The organism is Mycobacterium sp. 852002-51152_SCH6134967, assembly GCF_001667105.1.
Taxonomy (GTDB): domain Bacteria; phylum Actinomycetota; class Actinomycetes; order Mycobacteriales; family Mycobacteriaceae; genus Mycobacterium; species Mycobacterium neumannii_A.
On record NZ_LZIK01000021.1, the window covers coordinates 41,030 to 62,770 of the forward strand.

General features: G+C 68.7%; 26 protein-coding genes. 12 read left to right on the plus strand and 14 right to left on the minus strand.

The genetic code is table 11. The features are described 5' to 3' along the window. Positions 1–90: 90 nt before the first annotated feature. The 3 genes from A5790_RS06785 to A5790_RS06795 all read left to right on the plus strand — a co-directional run bounded on the left by A5790_RS06785 (position 91) and on the right by A5790_RS06795 (position 2,394). Complete coding sequence (locus A5790_RS06785) at positions 91–792, plus strand: response regulator transcription factor (protein ID WP_066842134.1); 702 nt, start codon at positions 91–93, stop codon at positions 790–792. After that, on the plus strand, positions 792–1,814 hold the full coding sequence (locus tag A5790_RS06790; RefSeq protein ID WP_066842135.1) for a cell wall metabolism sensor histidine kinase WalK: 1,023 nt from the start codon (positions 792–794) through the stop codon (positions 1,812–1,814). The genes A5790_RS06785 and A5790_RS06790 overlap by 1 nt, the downstream gene beginning before the upstream one ends. 127 nt (positions 1,815–1,941) lie before the next feature. Next, on the plus strand, positions 1,942–2,394 hold the full coding sequence (locus tag A5790_RS06795; protein WP_066842137.1) for a nitroreductase family deazaflavin-dependent oxidoreductase: 453 nt from the start codon (positions 1,942–1,944) through the stop codon (positions 2,392–2,394). A gap of 54 nt (positions 2,395–2,448) precedes the next feature. Here the strand turns inward: A5790_RS06795 and A5790_RS06800 are convergent, their stop codons facing one another. Genes A5790_RS06800 through A5790_RS06820 form a run of 5 tightly spaced genes read right to left on the minus strand, consistent with a single transcriptional unit; the run spans position 2,449 to position 6,446 of the window. Then, entirely contained in the window at positions 2,449–3,576 is a 1,128-nt protein-coding gene (locus tag A5790_RS06800) for a nitronate monooxygenase family protein (RefSeq protein ID WP_066842139.1), read from the minus strand. A gap of 23 nt (positions 3,577–3,599) precedes the next feature. After that, positions 3,600–4,406 (minus strand): alpha/beta hydrolase, encoded by an 807-nt coding sequence (locus A5790_RS06805; protein WP_066842140.1) that lies wholly within the window; start codon positions 4,404–4,406, stop codon positions 3,600–3,602. After that, a complete protein-coding gene (locus A5790_RS06810; RefSeq protein WP_066842141.1) occupies positions 4,406–5,437 on the minus strand; it encodes an NAD(P)-dependent oxidoreductase in 1,032 nt (343 codons plus the stop codon). The genes A5790_RS06805 and A5790_RS06810 overlap by 1 nt, the downstream gene beginning before the upstream one ends. Then, positions 5,434–6,219 carry an S-methyl-5'-thioadenosine phosphorylase gene (locus tag A5790_RS06815; protein WP_066842142.1) on the minus strand — a complete coding sequence of 262 codons (786 nt, stop codon included), beginning with the start codon at positions 6,217–6,219 and terminating at the stop codon, positions 5,434–5,436. Before A5790_RS06815 ends, A5790_RS06810 begins: the two co-directional genes overlap by 4 nt. A gap of 2 nt (positions 6,220–6,221) precedes the next feature. Next, on the minus strand, positions 6,222–6,446 hold the full coding sequence (locus A5790_RS06820; protein WP_066842144.1) for a hypothetical protein: 225 nt from the start codon (positions 6,444–6,446) through the stop codon (positions 6,222–6,224). A gap of 44 nt (positions 6,447–6,490) precedes the next feature. Here A5790_RS06820 and A5790_RS06825 point away from each other — a divergent pair, with 44 nt between their 5' ends. Continuing rightward, positions 6,491–7,360 (plus strand): 1,4-dihydroxy-2-naphthoate polyprenyltransferase, encoded by an 870-nt coding sequence (locus A5790_RS06825; protein WP_066842146.1) that lies wholly within the window; start codon positions 6,491–6,493, stop codon positions 7,358–7,360. Positions 7,361–7,442: 82 nt separating this feature from the next. On the opposite strand, the gene A5790_RS06830 is transcribed toward A5790_RS06825, so the two are convergent. Both A5790_RS06830 and A5790_RS06835 read right to left on the minus strand, forming a co-directional pair. Beyond that, a complete protein-coding gene (locus A5790_RS06830; protein ID WP_064427087.1) occupies positions 7,443–8,540 on the minus strand; it encodes a DUF1214 domain-containing protein in 1,098 nt (365 codons plus the stop codon). Next, positions 8,537–9,112: a TetR/AcrR family transcriptional regulator gene (locus tag A5790_RS06835; protein ID WP_064419898.1), complete on the minus strand. Its 576-nt coding sequence runs from the start codon at positions 9,110–9,112 to the stop codon at positions 8,537–8,539. Before A5790_RS06835 ends, A5790_RS06830 begins: the two co-directional genes overlap by 4 nt. 115 nt (positions 9,113–9,227) lie before the next feature. Here A5790_RS06835 and A5790_RS06840 point away from each other — a divergent pair, with 115 nt between their 5' ends. The 7 genes from A5790_RS06840 (at position 9,228) to A5790_RS06870 (ending at position 15,416) form a co-directional block, all read left to right on the plus strand. Next, positions 9,228–10,391: a sulfotransferase gene (locus A5790_RS06840; protein WP_082961618.1), complete on the plus strand. Its 1,164-nt coding sequence runs from the start codon at positions 9,228–9,230 to the stop codon at positions 10,389–10,391. A 97-nt stretch (positions 10,392–10,488) separates the two neighbouring features. Then, the gene (locus tag A5790_RS06845; RefSeq protein ID WP_064425323.1) at positions 10,489–11,490 is read left to right on the plus strand and encodes a MoxR family ATPase; all 1,002 of its coding nucleotides are present in this window, start codon (positions 10,489–10,491) and stop codon (positions 11,488–11,490) included. Between the two features lie 7 nt (positions 11,491–11,497). Next, the gene (locus tag A5790_RS06850; protein ID WP_066842147.1) at positions 11,498–12,367 is read left to right on the plus strand and encodes a DUF58 domain-containing protein; all 870 of its coding nucleotides are present in this window, start codon (positions 11,498–11,500) and stop codon (positions 12,365–12,367) included. Continuing rightward, positions 12,357–12,830 (plus strand): hypothetical protein, encoded by a 474-nt coding sequence (locus tag A5790_RS06855; RefSeq protein WP_066842149.1) that lies wholly within the window; start codon positions 12,357–12,359, stop codon positions 12,828–12,830. The genes A5790_RS06850 and A5790_RS06855 overlap by 11 nt, the downstream gene beginning before the upstream one ends. Further along, positions 12,821–13,813, plus strand: a complete 993-nt coding sequence (locus A5790_RS06860; protein WP_066842153.1) for a hypothetical protein — start codon at positions 12,821–12,823, stop codon at positions 13,811–13,813. The genes A5790_RS06855 and A5790_RS06860 overlap by 10 nt, the downstream gene beginning before the upstream one ends. Next, positions 13,810–14,712, plus strand: coding sequence for a hypothetical protein (locus A5790_RS06865; protein WP_066842155.1), 903 nt, complete (start codon positions 13,810–13,812; stop codon positions 14,710–14,712). Before A5790_RS06860 ends, A5790_RS06865 begins: the two co-directional genes overlap by 4 nt. After that, positions 14,712–15,416, plus strand: coding sequence for a hypothetical protein (locus tag A5790_RS06870; RefSeq protein WP_066842157.1), 705 nt, complete (start codon positions 14,712–14,714; stop codon positions 15,414–15,416). The genes A5790_RS06865 and A5790_RS06870 overlap by 1 nt, the downstream gene beginning before the upstream one ends. Here the strand turns inward: A5790_RS06870 and A5790_RS06875 are convergent. Together A5790_RS06875 and A5790_RS06880 are read right to left on the minus strand one after the other, a co-directional pair. After that, a complete protein-coding gene (locus A5790_RS06875) occupies positions 15,413–15,757 on the minus strand; it encodes an ester cyclase (RefSeq protein WP_066842159.1) in 345 nt (114 codons plus the stop codon). The two genes, A5790_RS06870 and A5790_RS06875, sit on opposite strands and share 4 nt — an antisense overlap. 170 nt (positions 15,758–15,927) lie before the next feature. After that, the gene (locus tag A5790_RS06880) at positions 15,928–16,257 is read right to left on the minus strand and encodes a DUF4229 domain-containing protein (RefSeq protein ID WP_066842161.1); all 330 of its coding nucleotides are present in this window, start codon (positions 16,255–16,257) and stop codon (positions 15,928–15,930) included. Between the two features lie 52 nt (positions 16,258–16,309). Here A5790_RS06880 and A5790_RS25955 point away from each other — a divergent pair, with 52 nt between their 5' ends. Next, positions 16,310–16,471, plus strand: coding sequence for a hypothetical protein (locus A5790_RS25955; RefSeq protein WP_094287833.1), 162 nt, complete (start codon positions 16,310–16,312; stop codon positions 16,469–16,471). Positions 16,472–16,480: 9 nt separating this feature from the next. Here A5790_RS25955 and A5790_RS06885 read toward each other — a convergent pair whose 3' ends face one another. From A5790_RS06885 to A5790_RS06905, 5 genes are all read right to left on the minus strand, one after another. Further along, the gene (locus tag A5790_RS06885) at positions 16,481–17,575 is read right to left on the minus strand and encodes an AAA family ATPase (RefSeq protein WP_369829773.1); all 1,095 of its coding nucleotides are present in this window, start codon (positions 17,573–17,575) and stop codon (positions 16,481–16,483) included. Between the two features lie 106 nt (positions 17,576–17,681). Next, a complete protein-coding gene (ccsB, locus tag A5790_RS06890) occupies positions 17,682–18,701 on the minus strand; it encodes a c-type cytochrome biogenesis protein CcsB (RefSeq protein ID WP_066842162.1) in 1,020 nt (339 codons plus the stop codon). Further along, a complete protein-coding gene (locus tag A5790_RS06895; protein ID WP_066842163.1) occupies positions 18,698–20,272 on the minus strand; it encodes a cytochrome c biogenesis protein ResB in 1,575 nt (524 codons plus the stop codon). Before A5790_RS06895 ends, ccsB begins: the two co-directional genes overlap by 4 nt. After that, complete coding sequence (locus A5790_RS06900) at positions 20,269–21,120, minus strand: cytochrome c biogenesis CcdA family protein (RefSeq protein ID WP_066842164.1); 852 nt, start codon at positions 21,118–21,120, stop codon at positions 20,269–20,271. The genes A5790_RS06895 and A5790_RS06900 overlap by 4 nt, the downstream gene beginning before the upstream one ends. After that, the gene (locus tag A5790_RS06905) at positions 21,117–21,719 is read right to left on the minus strand and encodes a TlpA disulfide reductase family protein (protein WP_094293976.1); all 603 of its coding nucleotides are present in this window, start codon (positions 21,717–21,719) and stop codon (positions 21,117–21,119) included. The genes A5790_RS06900 and A5790_RS06905 overlap by 4 nt, the downstream gene beginning before the upstream one ends. Positions 21,720–21,741 lie beyond the last annotated feature (22 nt).

A 21,741-nucleotide genomic window follows, 5' to 3' on the forward strand; every position in this document is an offset into this window, starting at 1 on the left:
ACCAGCCCCTGACCGCGCCGACCAGTGGATCAATGACGGATCCGTGACATCGGCGCAGGTAGTCGCCGCACGGGACTACTCTCGGAAACTGTGACGCGGGTATTGATCGCCGACGACGACAGCGTCGTGCGTGATGTCGTGCGTCGTTATCTCGAGCGCGACGGGCTCGACGTCGCGATCGCCCACGACGGAGCCGAGGCCCTGCGGCTGCTCGGCTCCCAGCACATCGATGTCGCGGTCCTCGACGTGATGATGCCGGGCCCGGACGGGCTGACGCTGTGCCGTAACCTGCGCCAGCGCGGCGGATACACGATGCCGGTGATCCTGCTGACCGCACTCGGCGAGGAGGACGACCGCATCGCGGGCCTGGAGGCCGGCGCCGACGACTACCTCACCAAACCGTTCAGCCCGCGCGAACTGGCGCTGCGGGTGCGCTCGGTGCTGCGGCGCGCGCCCGCACCGACGGGCCGGCGGGCGCTGGACATCGCGGTCGGCGGCCTAACCGTGTCGACGGCCGCGCGCACCGTGACCGTCGACGGACAGCCGGTGTCGCTGACCAACCGCGAGTTCGACCTGCTGCTGTTCTTCCTCACCCACACCGACGTCGTGTTCAGCCGCGAGGAACTGTTGAAACAGGTGTGGCAATGGGATTTCGGCGACCTGTCGACAGTGACCGTGCACGTCAAGCGGTTGCGGTCGAAGCTCGGTGAGCACCACAGGGTGCAGACGGTGTGGGGCCGCGGCTATCTGTGGAGCAGCGAGGCCCGCTCGCCGGAAGGGCAGAGCGCCTAGTGCCGTCCGACCTCTGGGAGATCATCGGGTTGGCGCTGGCATGTTCGGTTCCCGTGGTGCTCGCGGGCGCACTCGTCATCCGCCTGGCCCGGTCGTGGTCGCTGGCGGTGAGCATGGTGGCGCTGGTGCTCATCCCGGTGTTGGCGACGTTCACCGGTGTGCTCGGCGCCAGCCGCTTCATGATCACCGAAACCTTCGAGAAGACCGCGATCGTCCTGGTGATCGTCTCGGTGGTGACGATTCCCGCCGCGGTGATGCTCGCGCGCTATCAGGCCCGTCGCACGGTGTGGGAGCAGGAGATCCGCGAGTCCGAACGGGCCGCCGAGCAGTCGCGCCGCAGGCTGGTCGCGTTCGTCAGCCACGATCTGCGGACCCCGCTGGCCGGGATACGGGCGGTGTCCGAGGCGATCGCCGACGGCGTCGTGCCCGACGCCGAGGTCCGCGTACACGCCAAAACCATTGAGCAAGAGTCGGTTCGGCTTTCTGAGATGGTTGACGACCTGTTCGAGATGTCGAAGATCAACGCGGGTGCGGTCCAACCGGTGTTCGACAAGGTGGCGCTCGACGAGGTGGTCGACGATGTGCTCACCGCGCACCGGATCGCCGCCGAGCGCGCGGGAGTGGCGTTGACGGCCGAGCTGCCGGAGGCGCCGGTGCGGGTGCTGGGCAGCGACCGCGCGTTGGTGCGTGTGCTGTCCAACTTGGTGGCCAATGCGATCGCCCACACCCCGGAGGGGGGCCGGGTGTCGCTGTCGCTGGGCTCGGACGAGAACGGTGCGTGGGCGCGCGTCGACGACACCGGCGTCGGCATCGACGAGGCCGACCTGCCGCGGGTGTTCGACGTCGCCTACCGCGGGTCCAACGATCGCGTGCCGCGTGCTGATTCGTCGCTGCCCAGCGGGTCGGGGCTGGGGCTCGCGATCGCCGCGGGCCTGGTGCAGGCCCATCGCGGCACGTTGTCCGCCCGCAACCTGGGCACGGGCGCACGTTTCGAGGTGCGACTGCCGCTGGCGGCGGACTAATGCTGACCGTCGCTGGTCGTTGAGCAGCGCATTTCACGACCGTGGCTTCTCACTCGGCCGCTTGCGGCTTGTTCTTGAGTTATCACTCAAGTAACGTCGTTGACCTCATCCCCCGAGGAGGTTCGCGATGACAGCACGAAGCGCCGACAAGGCGGTGCGCAAGTTCAAGTTCGAGCGGCAGCTGGGACGCGTCCTGATGAACCCGGTGGTCGCCGCGCTCGACCGCGTGGGCATCCGGTCGTCGTTGGTGGTCGACCTCGAGACGATCGGACGCAAGAGCGGGCAGCCGCGGCTCGTACCGCTGGCCGGCCGCGCCGACGACACCGGCGTATGGGTGATCTCGCAGCACGGTCGCCGCGCAGGCTGGGCCTACAACATCGCGGCGAACCCCAGAGTGCGCGTCCGCGTCAACGGCGAATGGCGCACGGGCACCGCGACGTTCGAGCCCGACGACGACGTGCGCGTCCGCGCCCGCACCTTCGGCGGCGCGGGCAGGCTCGGCCAGTCGGCGACCGCGTTGACGATGCGGGCGATGGAAAGCGACCCGATCTCGGTGCGGATCACCTTCGATGCTCGGTGATTTCGGTGCCCTACCGATCGCTCTGCGATAAGTAGTCGCACCGAAATCACCCCACTAGTCGGGTAGCGAGTTGCTCAGCCGTTCGGTCGCGGCGACGTAGTCCTCGATGAACTCGCGCACCACCTCGCGCGCCGGTTTGACCTTGTTCATCAGCCCGACACCCTGTCCGACGAAGTACGTCGCCAGCGCCTGGGCGCCGGGATGTCCCTGGGCGGCCAGCACGTCGATGCGACGCACGACCGGCTCGGCGAGCATCGACTGCAGGGGAAGCGGCAGCGGCTTCTGGCCGCCTTCGTTCGGCAACCACGCCTGGGTCCAATCCGAAACCAGTTGGCGCGCAGGCTTTCCTGTCCTGCCCGCCGAACGGACGGTGTCGCGCGACGAGGCGGCCAGGAACTTCTCCTTGGTGTAGGGCGCGGTCTCCGCCTCTTCGGTCGTCAGCCAAACCGAACCGGTCCAGGCGCCGGCCGCGCCCATCGCCACCGTCGCGGCCATCTGCCTGCCCGTGACGATCCCGCCCGCGGCGAGCACCGGGATGTCGCTGCCGATCGCCGCCAGCGCGTCCAACACCTCGGGCACCAGCACCAGCGTCGTCACCTCACCGCAGTGCCCGCCGGCCTCGGTGCCCTGGGCGACGATCAGGTCGACTCCGGCCTGCGCCTGCTTGACGGCGTGCTCCTTGGCGCCGACCAGCGCGGCCACCGGCACGCCGTTCTCCTTGCCGGCCTTGATCATGTAGTCGGGCGGCACGCCCAGCGCGTTGGCGATCAACCGGATGGGGTGGTTCATCGCCACGTCCAGCAGGTCTTTGCCCGTGTTGCCCGAGAGGGCGGCGTTGCCGAACCGCGGCGCCTCCTCGGCCTCGATGTCGTGTGCGGCCAGCAGCTCGGCGACGAAGCCGCGGTATTCGTCGGGGATCCGGCCCGCGAGGTCGCTCATCGTCAGATCCTCGCCCTTGCCCTCGTAGCGGGCCGGGACGATCAGGTCGACGCCGTACGGTTTGCCGCCGACGTGGTCGTCGATCCAGGACAGCTCCTGGTCGAGCTGCTCGGGTGTGTACGCCGTCCCGCCCAGCACGCCGAAGCCGCCCGCGCTGGACACCGCGGCGACCACGTCGCGGCAGTGGCTGAACGCGAACAACGGGAAGTCGATGCCGAACTGCTCACAAATCGCTGGTTTCACCCGGCCAGTATGGCTACCCCGGGTCACCCCCGAGCCAGGAGCCGCCGGATCGCGTCGAGCATCTGCTTGCCGGCGAGCAGCTCGAGGTCGTTGTGCCCGGCGCCGGGCACCAGCTCGTAGCTCTTCGGCTCGTTGGCCGCGTCGTAGAGCCGTCGGCTCATCGGCTCGGGCACGACGCCGTCGCGGTCCCCCGCGATCACCAGTAGCGGCGCGCGCACCGACGGGATCCGCTCCAGCGACGGATAGCGGTCGAGCAGCAGCCACCGCACCGGCAGCCACGGATAGTGCACCGCCCCGACGTCGGGTAGCGAGGTGAACGGTGAACGCAGCATCAACGCATTCGGCGGTCGTTCGACGGAGAGGCCGACAGCGACTGCGGCGCCGAGGGATTCGCCGAAGTAGGCGATCTCGTTCACCCCGTCCTGTGCGGCCAGCCACGACTGCGCGGCCCGCGCGTCAGCGGCCAGACCGTCCTCCGACGGGCGGCCCGGATTGCCCCCGAAACCGCGGTAGTCCACCAGCAGCGCCGAGGAGCCCATCCGGTTGAGCGCCACCGCCAGCGCCGCGCGCATCGACCGGTCTCCACCGTTGCCTGGCAGCACCAGCACGGCGGGCCCGTCCCCCTCGACCGGGAAATACCATGCGTCCAAACGGATTCCGTCGTCTGTTTCGATCACCACGTCTTGTCCGTTGCGCGCCACCGTGGCGGCGGACGGCACGGGGCCCGGCGACGGGAAGTAGACCAACCGCCTCTGCTGAGACCACAGCAGACCCATCAGACCGGACGCCACGAGCGTGACGATAACGACAACGCGGACGGTGCGGCGCATCAGGTCCGCAACGGTGCGAACGCGAACTCGCGCAACCCGTCGAGCGGGTCCACCGCCGCGGAGAACCCGAGCGCCTCGGCGGCGCGCGCGGGGTCGGCGACGATATGGCGGACGTCTCCGCTGCGGTACTGGCCGGTGACCACCGGCGGCGCGTCGCCGCGGGTCTCGCACAGCGCGGCGGCCACCTCGAGGATCGAGATCGGTCGTCCCGAGCACACGTTGAACGCCTCGAATCCTTTGCGCTCAGATTCCACGGCTGCGACGTTGGCCGCGGCCACGTCGTCGACGTGCACGAAGTCACGCATCTGCCCACCGTCCTCGAAAACGCGTGGCACATCGCCGGATTCGAGCTCGGAGCGGAAGATCGCGGCCACGCCGGAATACGGGGTGTCGCGGGGCATGTAGGGGCCGTAGACGTTGTGGTAGCGCAGCGCGGTGACCGCGCCCCCGACCGCCTCCGCCCACGCGAGCGCGTAGTGCTCCTGCGCCGTTTTGCTGGCGGCGTACAGGCTGCGGGGCCGCAGCGGCGCGTCCTCGCCCACCAGTCGCCACTGGATGATCGCGCCGCACAGGGGGCACCGGTGCTCGAAGACACCGGCGTCGAGGTCGGCGCGCGTGCGCGGATGGGGGTCGACCGGTCCGTGCTCGGCGCAGTCGTAACGGCCTTGCCCGTAGACCACCATCGACGACGCCAGCACCAGCCGTTGGCAGCCGGCCGCGAACATCTCGGCCAGCACCACCGCCGTCCCGTAGTCGTTGTGCGAGCCGTACGAGGGCGCGTCGGCGGCGTTGACACCCGCACCGACCACGGCCGCCTGATGGCACACCACGTCGACGTCCGTCATCAGCGGTGCCAGCGCGGCCGAGTCGCGGACGTCGACCACCCGGCAGTCGGGCGGTGGTTCGGCCCCTGGCCCGTGCGCGGCGGTCAGCATCGCGTCGATGGCGATCACGTCGTGTCCCGCGTCGCGTAGCGCCTCGTGGATCCGGGCCCCGATGAATCCGGCGGCGCCGGTCAGCAGGACTCTCACGGGAGTTCGAACGGCAGTCGGACACCCTCGTGCGCCAGGCAGTGCGTACAGGAATTCACCTCGGCCGTGTTTGCAGTGTTTTCGATGGCGTCGTGTACGAGCTTCTTGAACGGCACCAGGTTGCGTTGGAACTCGGCGAACACGTCGACGGTGCGCACGGCCGTACCGCTGTCGATGCCGGCATCCAGATCTGTCACCAAGGCGATTGGCGCATAGCACATCTCGAGTTCACGGGCCAACACCGCCTCGGGGTAGCCGGTCATGTTGACCAGGGTGAAGCCCTGATTGGCGAACCAGCGACTCTCTGCGCGGGTGGAGAACCGCGGGCCCTGCACCACCACCATGGTTGCCCCGTCGACGACGCCGGGCAGATTGGTGGCCGCCGCGCGCAGGCTCGGGCAATACGGGTCGGCGAACGCGACGTGAATGCCGCCGGAGTCGAAGTAGGTGTCGGCGCGTCCGCGGGTGCGATCGACGAGCTGGTCGGGTACCACCATGGCCCCAGGCCCGAGGGCGGGGGTGAGGCTGCCGACCGCGCACGGCGCGAAGATGCGTCGCACCCCGAGGGCGCGCAGCGCCCACATATTGGCCCGGTACGGCACCGTGTGCGGGGAGAACTCGTGGTCGGCGCCGTGACGCGGCAGGAACGCCACCTCGTGCGCGCCGACGGCGCCCACGGTGATCGGGGCGCTCGGCGCGCCGTAGGGGGTCTCGACGGTGACGCTACGGGCGTCGGCCCCGAAGAAGCTGTAGAAACCGCTCCCGCCGATGACTCCCAGCACGACTACGCGGGCGGTTGGTCGTCGGTCTCGTCGAGCTGTTGCGACGCGCGCCGCACGGTGTCGCGGATCTCGAACGCGTCGGTGGCGAAACCGCCGATCGCATTGGCGACGTCCTTGACCGCGGTGGTGACGATCGATACCACCTCGCCGACGGTCGATACGCCGGAGTCGAAGATCTCCTGCACGGCGTCCTTGCGGATCTCCGCCTTGCTGAGTCGGTCCTCCATGCGCTCAGTCTGCCACGGCCTGGCGCCGTGCGAGACTGGCGCTCGTGGCGACATTCGCGCAATGGGTCGAGGGCGCTCGGCCGCGCACGCTGCCCAACGCGATCGCGCCCGTGATCGCGGGCACCGGTGCGGCGGCGTGGTTGCAGGGCGCCTGCTGGTGGAAAGCGCTGCTCGCACTCGCGGTCGCCGTCGCGATGATCGTCGGAGTCAACTACGCCAACGACTACTCCGACGGTATCCGCGGCACCGACGACGTCCGCGCGGGCCCGCTGCGGCTGGTCGGTTCCAAGGTCGCCACGCCTCGGGCGGTGTTGACCGCCGCAGTGGTGAGCCTGGCTGTGGCGGCGATCGCGGGCCTGGTGCTGGCGGCGGTGAGCGCGCCGTGGCTGATCGCGGTCGGCGCGGTGTGCATCGCCGGGGCATGGTTGTACACCGGCGGGTCGAAGCCGTACGGCTACCTCGGACTCGGCGAGGTCGCGGTGTTCGTGTTCTTCGGGTTGGTCGCGGTGCTGGGCACCCAGTACACCCAGGCGCTGCGGATCGACTGGGTGGGCGGCGCGATCGCGGTGGCGATGGGGTCCATGTCGTCGGCGGTGTTGGTGGCCAACAACCTGCGCGACATCCCGACCGACAAGGAGTCGGGGAAGATCACGCTGGCCGTACGACTCGGCGACGCGCGGACCCGGCTGCTGTATCAGCTGCTGCTGGTGGTGGCATTCGCGTTGACGTTGGCGCTGATGCTTGCGACGGCGTGGGCGGCTGTCGCCCTGGTGGCCCTGCCGCTCGCGGTGCGCGCGGCGGCACCGGTGCGTCGAGGCCGTGGCGGTAAGGACCTGATCCCGGTTCTGCGTGACACGGGGTTGACGATGCTGGTGTGGGCGGTCGCTGTGGCGCTTGCGCTGGCGCTCGGGTGATCTCACGCCGCGTGAGCGTGCGTGAAATGTCGGGATTTCGCGACGTGTCGTGTGCCAACACGCACGCTCGCGCTGAAGATGACTAGGTGACGTCGGTCGGGGCGTCGGTCACCTTCACCAGCGTCACCTCCGGCTTGGCGGGTACCGCATCGGCGAGGAACCACCGGAACGCCAGGTTGCCGCGCGGATAGTCCACGGTGGTAATGGAATTCGGGTGCGCGGTCATACCGCGGGAGATGACGGCGGTGATTGAACCGTCGGAGTTGGGCACCGCGCTGTAACCGTTGATCGACGTCCTGGCGTCGGTCACACCCGCCATGAACTGGTTCCACACGACGAGGTTCCAGAACCGGCAAGCCGGCGGCCGGTGGGTGACGACGAGCGCCTCGTCGTCTTCGAGCACGAAGCTGCCGTAGGAGTAGCACGCGTCGCGTGCCGACCACCCGAAGTTCGCGTCGGGCACCTGGTATGGCTCGGCGAATTCGTTTGCGGCCTGGGCGATCTCGTGACCGAGCGTGTGGGCGTCGTCGACTCGCACACCGACCGCCAGCGGCAGGATCGCGAACATCGTGCGCAGCCACGCCGCGCTGGACCGCAGCGCCGCTGCGGTCTCGGCGTCGCCGTGCCGGATCGGGTCGGGCTCGTCGAGCGCCTCGATATGCCAGGACACTGGGCGCCCCGTCAGCGGGTCGGCCTGGTAGTCGCGGGTCACCAGCACCACACCGCCGTCGGTCGGGCCGTATTCGAAGGAGAAGTTGCCGTCGGCATCAAACTCGAGGTCGTCGTCGCGGACCAGCGCGACGATCCGATCCGACCACGCGCCGGGGGACGGCTCGTTGTAGGCGGTCACCGAAAAGTAGACGCTGTCGCCCCTGTTACCGCTGATGCGGTAGCGGCGCTTCGGGTCGACCGGGCACATGAAGTAGAAGGCGTCGGTGTTGTCCCCGCCCCAGCGCCGGTCGCGACGGAACGGGGTGTTGAGTTCGACCCACACGGGCCGGCTCGGCTCGGCGAAGAGATATGTGTCGAACGCGACGCCGAGCGTGGTGGCCAGCATGCGGTAGCCGTCGGCAATGTGACGGTCGTCGGAGACGGCGCGGTCCCCTTCGAGGAAGCTGCGGTCCAGGCCGCCGAGGGTGTCGAGCAGTTCTCGCCACGCGCTCGTCGATTCGTGCGTCATGCGCTGATTCCTCTCGTGATGAAAGTGGCGGTCCGGTCCACCCACGCGTCGTCGAGTCGATCTGCTCGGGTGATCAGGCACAGAAACGTCATGCCCGCCATGGCCTCGACGACGTCGGCGGCCGACACCTCCGGCCGTACCTCGCCGCGGGCCGCGGCCGCGTCGAGCCGTTCGGTCAGCCCGCGCGAGAGCACGTGCGAGAAGCGCTGCAGCAGCGCGGCGTGCAGCGCGGGATCGGCGGCCATCTCCGCGACCAGGCCCGGTAGTGCGGCGCGCGCGGCAGGGGTGGTCAGCACGCCGACGGTGCGGCTGAGCATCTCGCGGATGTCGCCGGCCAGCGACCCGGTGTCGGGGAGTTCGGTCGCCGTGCCGAGGGGAAACACCGCCTCGTGCACGAGATGGGCCTTTCCCGGCCAGCGGCGGTAAATGGCAGGCTTGCTCGTGCCCGCGCGACGGGCGATCGCGTCGACGGTGAGGTCCGCGTAACCGGTGGATCCGAGCAGGTCGACCGTCGCGCTGAGCACCGCGTCGTCGATGCGCTTGTCGCGGGGTCGGCCAATTTCCGTCGTCATTACGAAACCGACAGTAACATAACTCACTGTGACCGACATCTCACCTGCGCCGCCCGTCGTCCTCGACGACCTCGCCGAGCCGCGCTTCCCCGTGGAGATCCAGCCGATTCGCGACATGATGGCGGCGATGGCGCCCGAGTGTCCGCTCGACGCCGACGTCCTGCACGCAAAGGCCAGCGCGGAGACCGGGCTCGACGACTTCGGCCCCGACGATTACCGCGACCGCCTCGACGTGTATCTGGCTGCGTTGCAGGAGATTCCGGGACTGAGCGACGCCGGAGTGGTGAACTTCCACGCCCAGCTGGTCCAGTTGCTGAAGAACCGCCTGCTGCTCACCGACCTCCTGGCCAGCCATCCCGAGATCCACGACATCGAACTGGCGCCGCCGGTCGTCATCGCCGGGCTGCCACGCACCGGCACCACCCACCTGCACAACCTGCTGGCCGCGGGTCCGACCTTTCGCACCCTTCCGTACTTCGAGAGCAACGAACCGTTCCCGTTGCCCTCAGAGGCCGGTATCGACCCGGATCCCCGGCGCACCCGGATGGATGCCGCGGTGGAGTTCATGAACGCGGTGATGCCGCACTTCGCGCTCATGCACGAGATGACGACCGACCACGTGCACGAGGAGATCCAGCTGCTGGCCAACGACTTCAGCTCGATGCTGTTCGAGACGTTGGCGTATGTGCCGCGGTGGCGCGACTACTACCTCTCACATGACCAGACGCCCCACTACGAGCACCTGGCGCTGCAGTTGAAGGCGTTGCAGTTCCTGCGCGGGGGCAGACGGTGGCTGCTCAAATCCCCGCAGCACCTCGAGCAGCTGCCCGTGCTCGACCGGGTCTTTCCCGGTGTGGTGGTGATCACGACCCACCGCGATCCGGTCCCCGTCGTGCTGTCGATGCTCGCGATGCTGACCTACTCCGCGCGCATGCACTGCGCACCGGTTCCGGTCGAGGACATCGCCGCATGCTGGATCGACCGTCTCGAGCTGATGCTGGCCGCATTGATCCGCGATCGCGACGTCATTGGGGCCGAACGCTCGATCGACGTCAGGTTCGACGACTTCATGGCCGACGAAATGGGCACCGCAGCAGCGATTTACACGCTTGCCGACGAGGCGATGAGCGGGGACGCCCGCTCGGCCATGGCCGACTACCTCGCGGGCCACCAGCGGGGCCGCCTCGGGCGGGTGGCGACCTCGCCGGAGATGTTCGGACTCGACCCGAACGAATTGGCGGCCCGCTTCGCCCCGTACGTCGAACGCTTTTTGGCCTAGCCCTCGCGCGGGTCGCCGCGGCTGTTCGCCCGATCAGCGGTGTGTGAATACCCTGGCCCGGGTATCCGCATCCGGCAGCCGGAGACGAGAGGCATCCATGACCGCAGCACGAACTCAACTCGACCAGCGCGATCTCGCCGAAGCGCGACGCGTCGTCGCCGCGGTCTCTGACGCATTCTCGGCCAAGGTCGTCGGCCAGGAGAACCTGCGCGAGTCGTTGCTGATCGGCCTGCTCGCGGGCGGTCACATCCTCATCGAGAGCGTTCCGGGGCTGGCCAAGACGACGGCTGCGCGCGTGATCGCCGAAGCCATCGACGGCGGGTTCCGACGCATCCAGTGCACGCCCGACCTGCTGCCCAGCGACATCATCGGCACCCAGATCTACGAGTCCGCGACCAATTCGTTCGTCACCCAGCTCGGGCCGGTGCACACCAACATCGTGCTGCTCGACGAGATCAACCGGTCGAGCGCCAAGACGCAGAGCGCGATGCTCGAGGCGATGGAGGAGCGTCAGACCACGATCGCGGGCACCGAGTATCCGATTCCCGAGCCGTTTCTGGTGATCGCGACGCAAAACCCCGTCGACCAGGAGGGCACCTATCCGCTGTCGGAAGCCCAGACCGACCGGTTCATGCTCAAGGACGTCGTGCACTACCCCACCCCCGAGCAAGAGGTGGAGATGATGTCCCGGATGGACGCGGGGCTCTACGACAAAGAGCACCGCAGCAGGCCGGTCGCCGGCCTCGACGACATCCGCCGGCTGCGCGCGGTCGTGCGCCACGTCCACATGGACCGCGCGCTGATGCACTACGCCAGCCAACTGGTCACCGTCACCCGTGAACCCGAGCAGTATCTTCCGCGCCAACTGGCCCGGTTGATCGAGTACGGCGCCAGCCCTCGCGCCACCATCGCCTTCTGCAATGCCGCCAGGGCGCTGGCCCTGCTGTCCGGCCGCGGGCATGTCATCCCCGGCGACATCGCCAAGCTCGCCCATCGGGTGCTGCGGCACCGGCTCATCCTCGGTTTCGAGGCCGCCAGCGCGAACGTCACCCCCGAGCTGATCATCGACGCTGTGCTGCAAGCGGTTCGAGTGCCGTAGGGCCGGTATGGGCAGACACCTCACCACGGCGAGGACGCACTTCGGCACCGACACCCGCGGCATGCTCGAAGGCGGTCGCTACGCGTTGCTGCACACCCGCAGCCTGGAATTCGACGATCTGCGGCCCTACGTACCGGGCGACGACGTCCGCGACATCGACTGGAAGGCCTCGGCGCGTTCGGGTCATGTGCTGATCAAGCGGTTCGTGTCCGAGAAGCACCACAAGCTGCTGCTCGTCGCGGACGCCGGTCGCAATATGGCGGCCCTCACCCCGAGCGGGGAGTTGAAACGCGATGTGGCCGTGAACATCCTGGGTGCATTCGGGCTCATCACGCTCGGGCGGTCCGACCAGATCGGCATGGTGTTCGGCGACACCCGCGGGTGCGTCAACATCCGGCAGCGCCGCGGCGAAACCCACATCGAAAGCCTGCTGCACAGGTACTACGGTCACGCGTCGCTCGGGACGGGCCGCAGTGACATCGTCTGCCAACTCGATTACGTGGCAACGCATTACCGCCACCCGATGCTGGTCGTAGTGGTCTCCGATGAGCCGGAGGTCGACGACCGGCTGACCGACGCCGTCACCCGGCTGACCGCCCGCCACGACGTGCTGTGGGCGACGGTCTCCGACATGCCCGCCATCGGCGCCAAGGACGACCGGGCCGGATTCGACGTGTCGACCGACCGGTTCGTGCTCGACACCGCCACGCTCGGTCCGCGGGTGGTCGCGGCGTACCGCAAGGCCGAGCAGGCGCGGGCGCAGCGACTCGACGAGTTCATGACCGCCCGCGCCGTCCCGCATACCAGGATCGGCGGCAGTGGTGAGATCCGCACCCGGCTCGTCGCGCTGACCGAGGTGTTCGCCCGTGCCGGATGACTTGTTGCGGTTCGTCGGTGGGCCGATGCCGTACTCGTCGGGGTGGTTGTGGCTCGGCCTGCTGATCGTGCTATTGGTAATCGCCTGGTACATCGGTGTTTTCGTGTGGACGCTGCCGGCGCAGCAGCTCCGGCGTCTTCCCGTGGTGCGATCCCTGCATGCCCGGCTGCTGCGCCGTCGCTTCGCGCGCTGCGTGCAACGCATTGCGGCCGGCCACCGCGACGGCGAGCTCACCGATGCCGAGGCGGGCGCCGCGATGAGCCGCACTCTGCGCAGTTTCCTGCACCAGGCGACCGGAACACGGGCCCAGTACATGCAGCTCGACGACATCGCATCCGGTGAGCTGGCGCCCGCCGCGCCGATGCTCGCCGCACTCGACGACGCGCAGTTCAATGCGGCCTCACCGGTTCAGGTCGACGAGGTCGGCGCGACGACCGAGGAGCTGATCCGCTCGTGGCCCTGACCTGGTGGCCGATCGCAGTCATTGGATTCGCCTGTCTGGCAGGCGCTGTCGCGCTCGCGGTCCTCGTGCCGACCAAGCAGTTGCAGCGACAGTTGCGGCCGTTGGCGAACACCACACGTCTCACCCGTCTGCCGGAATACGCGCGGGTGGCGCGGGCGCGAACGGTGTCGATGGTCGTCACGATCGCGCTGCTGGGCTTGTTGTTCGGCGCAGCCGTGGTGGCCAGCGCCCGACCCAGCGGGTTGTGGTGGTCACTCCAGACGTCCGAGGTGCCCGAGGACGTCATGTTGTGTGTCGCCGAACCGGTCTACGATCCCAGCACCGGCGCGTTCCTGTCCTATTTCGCGCAGCGCACTGGAGCGTTCGGCACGCAGCGGATCGGGTTGACCTCCGTCAACCGCCGGGTGATCCCGCTGACCCGCGATTACCAGTTCGCGGTCGAAAGGCTCGGGGAGGCAGCCGGTCTCGCCGGCCTGCCCGACGATTCGGCGCTCACGCCCGCCCAGCGCAACAGCCTCGCGTCGTTCGCCACGCCCGTGACATACGTGGACTACGCGACGAGCGTCGCCGACGTCCTCGCGCTGTGCGCCGCGGGCTTCCCCTCCCACGAGCCCCCCGGTGAGCGCCGCCGTTCGATCATCTACCTGGGGCCCGGCGAACTACGCGCCCCTGACGAGACCCGCCCGTCGCTCTACACCGACCAGCAGGTCGCCGAGTTGGTGCAGGAGCGCGGAATCCAGGTCAACGCGCTGGTGTCGTCACCGGGTCCGGTGCGATCCGTCGTATCGGCCACGAGCGGGCGATACGCACCGATCGGACCCGACCTGACGGGTCAACTGGACGGGATCCGCGCGCATCCGCCCGAGGCCGACCGGGCCGCCACCCTCGCAGGATTCCGCGGTGACACCCCGACCGTCCCGTTGGCGATCGCGGTCGCGGTGTCGGCGCTGCTGTGCCTGTCGCTGGCGGTGCTACGACGATGACGTTCTCCCCTGTCGTACCGCCGGTACTGCTGATCGCGGTCGCTGTCGCCGCGATCGTGCTGCGGCTGACCACCATGCGCCAGCTGGCGCGCAGCGCCGGCCAACGATGGACCACCGTGTGGCGGTGGTCGGCGCTGACGCTCGCCGTGGTGCTGATGCTGATCGCCGCGGCCAGACCGGCTGTCGGCGGTGACGCCGAGCAATCGGTCACGACCGGCTCGGACGGCGACACGACGGCCAACGTGTTCCTGATCGTCGACACCTCCGCCGAATCGGCGATCGCCGAGATCCGCGACGACGTCGCCGCGCTCATCGCCCACTACCCGCAAGCACGGTTTGCACTCATCACGTTCGCCGCGCGTTCCTCGGTGGAATGGCCGCTGTCCGAAGACAACTGGAGCCTCAAGCCGGTGGTCGCGGCGGTGGCCCCCGACACCGCCGGGGCCGAGGTGAACGCGGCCGCGGCCGCGAATGTCCTGCGTTACCAGTTGATCGCGGCGGGCCAACGCAGCCCGGACGCACCGAATCTGGTGTTCTACTTCGGGTCCGGGGCGCCCGGGTCGCAGGCCCCGCAGGGCGAGTTCGATCCGGTGCCCGGGTCGGTGGACGGCGGTGCGGTGTTCGGTTACGGGGCGACCCGCGACACGTCGCGTCTGCGGGCCATCGCGGATCAACTCGGCGTGCCGTTCGTGGCACGGGACACCGCGCAGGCGGTCACCGAGGCTGCGCCCGATGTCGACGGTGTGTCGGCGGCGCAGGCCGGCGCCACCGCCTCCGATCGAACCGATTTGTACTGGTTCTTCACCATGGTGGCAGCGGTGCTGTTGCTGTTCGAGATCTACCTCACGCTGCGCGAGTTCCGCACCAGTCGCGCGGCTCGGCGGGACGAGGTGGTCTGATGCGTCCTTCCCGGTTGCGGCTGCGCTGCCGGTTGCTGCTGTTCTCGGCCCCCGTCGTGATCGTGGCGCTGGCGATCGCGCTCAAGCTCATCTCCGCTGTGGTGGCGGGTGAGTCCGCGGTGTCGAACTTCGCCGACCGCGACGCCGATGCACTGCGCGGCGACGTCGCGGTGATGGGTCTGCTCAACATCGTCGAACCCGCGAAGGCGCCGTTCGCGGCGGGGACTCTCGCGGTCCTCGACGACCGCCTCGCCGACGCCGACAATCACTTCTCCGAAGCGCTGAGCCGCACCGCGCCGGATCGGTCATGTCCCGTACTGGTCAACCTGGAACTCGTGCGCGAACGCCAGGGCGACATCGACGCGTGGGAGAACCGGCCCGACGCGGCGCGCGACCGGTACCTCAGCGCGCTGGACCTCGTCGAGAACGCACCCGACGGCTGCTTCGAAGGCAACACCGACCCCGATCCCGAGCGGCGCGCCGTACGCAACGACGCCGCACCGCGGCTGCAGGCCAAGCTGGCCGGTCTGACCGCTGCGCCTCCGCCTCCGCCGGCGCTGGCGCCGCCCCCACCACCGGCGGCGCCGGCCCCCGCCCCGGTGGCACCCGACGCCGACACACCCCGGGACGCGTTGCGGCTGGATCCCGGTTCCGGGGATCCACTGGACAAGCTGCAGCAGGTGCTGCAGGACGCTGCGGGTTAGCCGGTGCTGGTTCCGGTCCAGTACTCCGCGAAGCGGCCGTCTTCGATGCGCAGGATGTCGTTACCGGTGAACCGCTTCGGTCCGTCCTGGGCCGCGCCGGTGCCGATCCACCTGGCCGCCAGCATGTCGCCGTCGACGAACGGCTCGACTTCGATCACGAACTTCAGGTCGCTGAGCATCTGATGGGTCTCCCCGACGACCGCCTGCAGATCGGCAGGCCCTCGGACCTCCCGGCCCGGCCAATGTCCTACGAATCCTTCGGTGACCAGCTCAGCCGCAACGGGATTTCCCGCCCACAATTCGTCTATCCATCGTGTGTATAGCTCTTTAGGCGAAATCATGTTGGTGTCTTACCCGGCCTGGGGCGAGAAACGCAATCTACCGACGAGTACGACATGGGCAAATGGGCGGCAATTGGGGGAACGTCACATCAGCCCAGCGTGTCGAGCAATCGATCGAGGTCGTTCTCGTCGTCGTAGAGGTGGATCCGACGCGGTCGGCCCCGAACGCCTCACGCACCGCGGTGGCGATCATCCTCGGGGCTGGGGTCTTCGCCCCGCAGCCTGGCCTGGAGTTGCTCCCGGTCGCGGCGCCTGCGTTCGTCGAAGGCGGCGATGCTCTCGGTGGCGCGGCGACGAAGGGGGGCGAACAGCCAGATGCCCAGCGGCAGTGCGATCACCAAGGCGAAGAGCAACGCGACGATGAGCGGGAATTCGCGCAGTCCGAGCAGATGTCCGGCGCCGAGAATCGCTGCCGCGACCGCCGCGACGAGCAGAAGCCGTGCCAGCACATAGGCCAGCACGTCCACCACGAGGCGAGTTCCCTGGCGACCGTCGGACACGAACCGAGCCTACCGATGGCGCGTATATTCGAACCAAGGAGGTTTTGTTCTCGTGGCGTATCTGCTCCTGATTCTCGTGGTGTGCACGCTGGCGTATGTCGGCTGGCGGCTGACCCGAGTGTCTTCGAGCCGTCCGCGCACCCGGGTGATCGGGCCGGACGACGATCCTGAATTCCTGCGTCGGCTCGGCCAGGAGGACAACCCGAGACCGTGACCGCGCGGTCTAGCGTCGGGCGCCGCGGAATCCGGCCGCGACTTCGGCGGCGAGCTCCAGCAACGCGGCCCTTGTTTCCGGCTTGAGCCGGTCGAGGCTGATCTCGGCGCCTTCCTCGAGGTGCGGATCGAACGGCACCTCGACCACGGCCCGGCACCGTCGGCTGAAGTGGTCGACGACCTTGTTCATGTCGACCTTGCCTGAGCGTGGGCGCACCGCGTTGATCACCGCGATCGAGTTGCGCACCATGTCCTGATGCCCGTGGGCGTCCAGCCAGTCCAGCGTCGCCGACGCGCTGCGGGCCCCGTCGACCGAACCGGAACTGATCACCACCAGCGTGTCGGCCTTGGCCAGCACCGCCGCCATGGCCGAGTGCATCAGCCCCGTGCCGCAGTCGGTGAGCACCAGGCTGTAGAAGCGCTCAAGCACCTCGAGGGTGCGGCTGTAGTCGTCGGAGCTGAACGCCTCCGACACCGCGGGGTCGCTTTCGGAGGCGAGCACCTCCAGCCGGCTCGGGCCCTGTGAGGTGTAGGCGCGCACGTCGCTGTAGGAATTGATGCCCTGTGCGTCGCGCAGGAGGTGCCGCACCGTGGCCGGGCTCTCCAGCGGCACCTTCTCGCCCAGGGTGCCGCGGTCGGGGTTCGCGTCGACGGCGATGACGCGGTCGCCGCGAAGCGACGCCAGAGTCGCGCCCAGCGTCGCGGTGATCGTCGTCTTGCCGACCCCGCCCTTCAGCGACAGCACCGCGATGCGGTGGCACCCGCGCAACGGGCGCTGAATCTCGGCGGTGAGGGCCTGTCGGCGTCGCGCCTTCGGCCCGTCACCGAGGTTGATCAACCGAAATGATGCGTAATACACCCACCTGCGCCAGCCCTCGGCAGGCGCGCGTTTGGGTTGTCCGAGCAGCGCGACCGTCGAGAGGTCGAGGTACGGCGTCGGGTCGGTCTCGACGGCATTCGGAGGTGGGGAGACGACCGGAATGCCGTGCGGCGGCGTGGTTGCGGTTTCGGGCGGCGGATCGGCCGCGGGATCGCTGAACCGGCTCTGTGCGCGGAATCCCCCTGGCGCATAGGCGTTTTCAGGCACTATGGCGGGAGAAGCCACGTCCTTGCCGACACCATCCTGGGCGTGGTGCACCGGTTGTTCAGACACGTCGACGACCCCCCAAGGCTAAGCAAGATTTCGTCGCCGATCTTAGCCAAGTACCGACTCAGCCGACGCCGGCGTAGGAGTGCAGGCCGACGGTGACCAGGTTGATGAAAAAGAGGTTGAACACCATCGCGACGAAGCCGGCGACGTTGATCCACGCGGCCTTCTTGTCGCGCCACCCAGCCGTGGAGCGGGCGTGCAGGTACGCGGCGTAGATGACCCACGCGATGAACGACACGGTCTCCTTGGGGTCCCAGCCCCAGTAACGGCCCCATGCCTCTTCGGCCCAGATCGCGCCGAAGATGACGCCGAACCCGAACACCGGGAACGCGAAGATCGTGGTGCGGTAGGCGATCCGGTCCAAGGTCTGCGCGTCGGGGAGCCTGTCCAGCGCGCGGGTGAGAATGCCGTCGCCCGAGCGGCGCTCGGGGTCGGCGAACCGAGACATCTTCAGCAAGAACAGGATGCTGGCCACGCCCGCGACCAGGAACACTCCCGACCCGAGGCTGACCACCGAAACATGGATGGGCAGCCAGTACGACTGCAACGCGGGCATCACCGGCGCGGCGTTGGTGTACAGCCAGCGGCCCGAGACGGTCAGCAGGATCAGCACCGGAAGGAGCACGAACACCCACAGCGTCCGGTACTGGCGGCGACGCAGCACCACCGCGGCGGCGACCAGCCCGCAGAAGCAGGTCAGGTTGATGAACTCGTACATGTTGCCCCACGGCACCCGCGAGGTGGCCGCACCGCGCAGCACGATGCAGGCAAGCAGCAGGCCGATGCCGAGGTAGGTCAGCGCGAGACCCGCACCGCCGATCCGTTCGTCGAGCGGGCGGCGGCGGGTGTCGGTGACGACGCCCGGTGCGGTGCTGTCGGCGCCCACCCCACCGGCTGACGCGGCTCCCCGCCCCGATGTCGCCGCCGCTCCCACGAGCTCCCGGGCATCGGCCTTGCGGCTGCGGCTGTAGGCCAACTCGATCGCGAGCAGCAGCAGCGCACCGACCAGGACCAGCACCGATGAGGTGAACGCCCAGTCCGAGTAGCGGGCCAAACCGACGTCGATCTGCTCGGGGTTCATGTGACCTTCTCTCCTGCGGCGTGCGCCGGCCTCGCGTCGGGAAGGAGGCGCTGCGTCAACCGCTCGAACTCCTCGCCCCACCCGGAGTTGTCGGTGCGCGCCAGCCCGCCCAGCTCGACGGTTACGGTACCCGGCCCGGCGGGGCTGATCCGAATCCAGATCCTGCGCCGGCGCACCACCAGCGACACCAACAGCCCCGCCATCATGGTCATCGCGAACACCAGCACCCATACCTGCGCCGGATCGTGAGAGACCTGGACGTTGATGAACGGGACGGCGCCGTCGAAGCGCACCACGGTGCCGTCGTCGAGCCGCGTCGATTCGCCCGCGCCGAGGTTGACCCGCGCCTTCTTGGTCAACCGGCCCTGCTCGATCAGGCGGGCGTCGAGGGTGAACAGCGACTGCGGGCGTCCGCTGTCCAGGCCGGTGTCGCCGCGGTAGACGTCGATCGCGACGGCGGGGTCGTTGAGCGCCGGGAAGCTCGAGGACAGCAGCGTGCCGTGCAGCTGTTCGGTGGGGGCGAACAGGCCCTGGATCGCGAGCTGGTTCTTGCGACGTTCGTCGGCGTCCGGATAGGTGCCCGCGGGCGGGTCGAACCGCATGGCGCCCGACGACAGGAAGGTGATCTGGTCGTCGGGGCGCCACTGCAGTGTCTGCGTGCGCGTCTGCCCGTCGGGGTAGGTCACGGTGAAGGTGGGGGCGTAACCGTGGCCCTGCAGGTAGACCCGGTCACCGCCGACCCGCAGCGGGTGGTTGACCTTCAGGTGGTAGGGCCGCCAGGTGCCCGACTCCAGGTCGGTGCCCGCCTGGTACTCGATGTCGGCGGCGAACGACGTGGCCTGTCCCGTCGGCAGATAGTCGGCGTCGAAGTCGTTGACCCGCAGACAGATCGGGTACAACGAGGTGCCGTCGACGGTGTTTCCGGCGCGGAACGAGTCGAACGCCGCCGGTGAGGCCGAGCAGAACCCCGGGCCGCCGTCGGCGATGACGATGACGTTGCCCTCGTAGCCGAACAGCTTCCCCGCCGCCACCGCCACGAGAAGGCCGAGCAGCGAGAAGTGAAACACGATGTTGCCGAACTCGCGCAGATAGCCCTTCTCCGCGGAGATTTCGACGGTTCCGTCGTCTTCACGGGGGACCTTGCGCCATCCGCGCAGCCGCTCGTTCACCCTGGCCGCCAGGTCATCCGCCTCACCGGACACCTCGGCGGTGTGGTGTTTGGGCAGCCGCCCCAGGTTGCGCGGAGCGGGAACGGGGTTGGCCCGCATACTGCGGAAGTGTTCGATCAGCCGTGGGGTGAGGCAACCCACCAGCGAGATGAACAGCAGCACATAGATTGCGGTGAACCAGAAGCTGGAGAACACGTCGAACGCCTGCAGCCGGTCGAGCCACGGCCCGATGGTCGGGTGCTCGGCGATGTACTGGTCGACCTTGGACTCGTTGAGGCTGCGCTGCGGCAGCAGGGCGCCCGGGATCGCGGCGAGGGCCAGTAGGAACAGCAACACCAGCGCGGTGCCCATCGACGTCAGGGTCCGCCAGGTGTTACGTACCAGCGCAAACACTTTCGTCATATCGGTAGCGTCACATCACTGACGAAGGCGTCCCGCACCCAGGACACGAAGTCTCCCCACAGCCCCGTCACCAGCGCGACGCCGACCAGGATCAGCAGCACACCGCCGAAGATCTGGATCGTGCGGGTGTTTCTGCGCAACCACGCCAGACCCTGCACTGCCCGCGCCGAGCCGAACGCCAACAGCACGAACGGGATTCCCAGGCCGAGGCAGTAGGCGATGACGAGCGCGACGCCGCGGGCGACGTTGGCGCCGTCGGTGGCCGAGGCGACCGCGATCACGCCGGTCAGGGTAGGGCCGAGGCACGGTGTCCAGCCCAGGGCGAAGACCGCGCCGAGCAACGGGGCGCCACCCAGCGTGGAGATCTGCCGCGGCGTGAAGCGGGCCTCCCGCTGTAACGCGGGGATGAATCCGACGAAGGCCAGCCCCATCACGATCGTGACCACACCGCCGATACGTTGCAGGAGAAGCTGGTTGGTGATCAAGGACGTCGTCATCCCGAGCACGGCAACCGTGCCGAGTACGAACACCACCGTGAAACCGGCGACGAACAATGCGGCCGCGCCGGCGACCCGCAGCCGGGTGGTTCTCGCCGAAACCGACGTTTTGGCGGGTTCTTCCCCCGTATTTCCGCCAGAACGTCGGTCCCGGCGAACCAATACGGGGGTTTGCCCGGGGGCAGCAGCGTCCTCGACGTCGACAACCGCGGCCAGGTACGAGAGGTAACCGGGCACCAGCGGCACCACGCACGGCGACGCGAACGACACCAGCCCGGCGAGCGCGCTGACCAGGAGAGCCAACAGAACCGGACCACCGGCGATCAGCTGGTCCACCTGGTCGAGACTCATGTGCCGGCCTTCTCAGGCTCGGCGGTCCCGTCCTTCTCGCGCGCAAGGCGTTCCACCACCGGCTGGAGGTCTTCGGCCAGCAGCTCACGCAGGAAGACCGCGGCGACGCGGTGCTCGCGATCCAGGACGACCGTCGAGGGGATCACCGTCGTGGGATAGCGGCCCCCGAACGCGATCATGGTCCGCATCGGCGGGTCATAGATCGACGGGAACGTGATATCGCGGTCGACGATGAAGTCGCGCGCCGCGATTCGGTTGTTGTCCCGGACATCGATGCCGAGGAATTGCACGCCCAGGTCCTTGGTGGCGTCGTAAACCTGTTGCAGCTCGGTGATCTCGGTTCGGCACGGACCACACCACTGGCCCCACACGTTGAGCACCACCACCTTGCCCGCGAAATCGTCGAGGGAGATGGTCTTGTCGGGGTCCATCAGATCGGGACCGCGAAGCGGGCCGGGGCGGCCGCGATCCTGCGGGGGGTCGTAGAAGATGTCGGTCTGGCCGCCGGGGGCGACGAACTCGAAGGTGCCGCCCTGCGCGACGGCGTCGTCACCGGTGGAGCAGCCCGCCAGCGCGACACATCCCGCGCAGGCTGCGATGACCGCCTGCGCGAAGAGCCGA

What these genes read in the sequence shown, in the direction of transcription:
- A5790_RS06875 (WP_066842159.1), bottom strand. Translation starts at nt 15,757, where the DNA reads ATGATTTCGCCTAAAGAGCTATACACACGATGGATAGACGAATTGTGG.
- ccsB (WP_066842162.1), bottom strand. Translation starts at nt 18,701, where the DNA reads ATGAACCCCGAGCAGATCGACGTCGGTTTGGCCCGCTACTCGGACTGG.
- A5790_RS06830 (WP_064427087.1), bottom strand. Translation starts at nt 8,540, where the DNA reads ATGACGCACGAATCGACGAGCGCGTGGCGAGAACTGCTCGACACCCTC.
- A5790_RS06795 (WP_066842137.1), top strand. Translation starts at nt 1,942, where the DNA reads ATGACAGCACGAAGCGCCGACAAGGCGGTGCGCAAGTTCAAGTTCGAG.
- A5790_RS06895 (WP_066842163.1), bottom strand. Translation starts at nt 20,272, where the DNA reads ATGACGAAAGTGTTTGCGCTGGTACGTAACACCTGGCGGACCCTGACG.
- A5790_RS06900 (WP_066842164.1), bottom strand. Translation starts at nt 21,120, where the DNA reads ATGAGTCTCGACCAGGTGGACCAGCTGATCGCCGGTGGTCCGGTTCTG.
- A5790_RS06835 (WP_064419898.1), bottom strand. Translation starts at nt 9,112, where the DNA reads ATGACGACGGAAATTGGCCGACCCCGCGACAAGCGCATCGACGACGCG.
- A5790_RS06845 (WP_064425323.1), top strand. Translation starts at nt 10,489, where the DNA reads ATGACCGCAGCACGAACTCAACTCGACCAGCGCGATCTCGCCGAAGCG.
- A5790_RS06820 (WP_066842144.1), bottom strand. Translation starts at nt 6,446, where the DNA reads ATGGAGGACCGACTCAGCAAGGCGGAGATCCGCAAGGACGCCGTGCAG.
- A5790_RS06850 (WP_066842147.1), top strand. Translation starts at nt 11,498, where the DNA reads ATGGGCAGACACCTCACCACGGCGAGGACGCACTTCGGCACCGACACC.
- A5790_RS06805 (WP_066842140.1), bottom strand. Translation starts at nt 4,406, where the DNA reads ATGCGCCGCACCGTCCGCGTTGTCGTTATCGTCACGCTCGTGGCGTCC.
- A5790_RS06840 (WP_082961618.1), top strand. Translation starts at nt 9,228, where the DNA reads ATGATGGCGGCGATGGCGCCCGAGTGTCCGCTCGACGCCGACGTCCTG.
- A5790_RS06870 (WP_066842157.1), top strand. Translation starts at nt 14,712, where the DNA reads ATGCGTCCTTCCCGGTTGCGGCTGCGCTGCCGGTTGCTGCTGTTCTCG.
- A5790_RS06865 (WP_066842155.1), top strand. Translation starts at nt 13,810, where the DNA reads ATGACGTTCTCCCCTGTCGTACCGCCGGTACTGCTGATCGCGGTCGCT.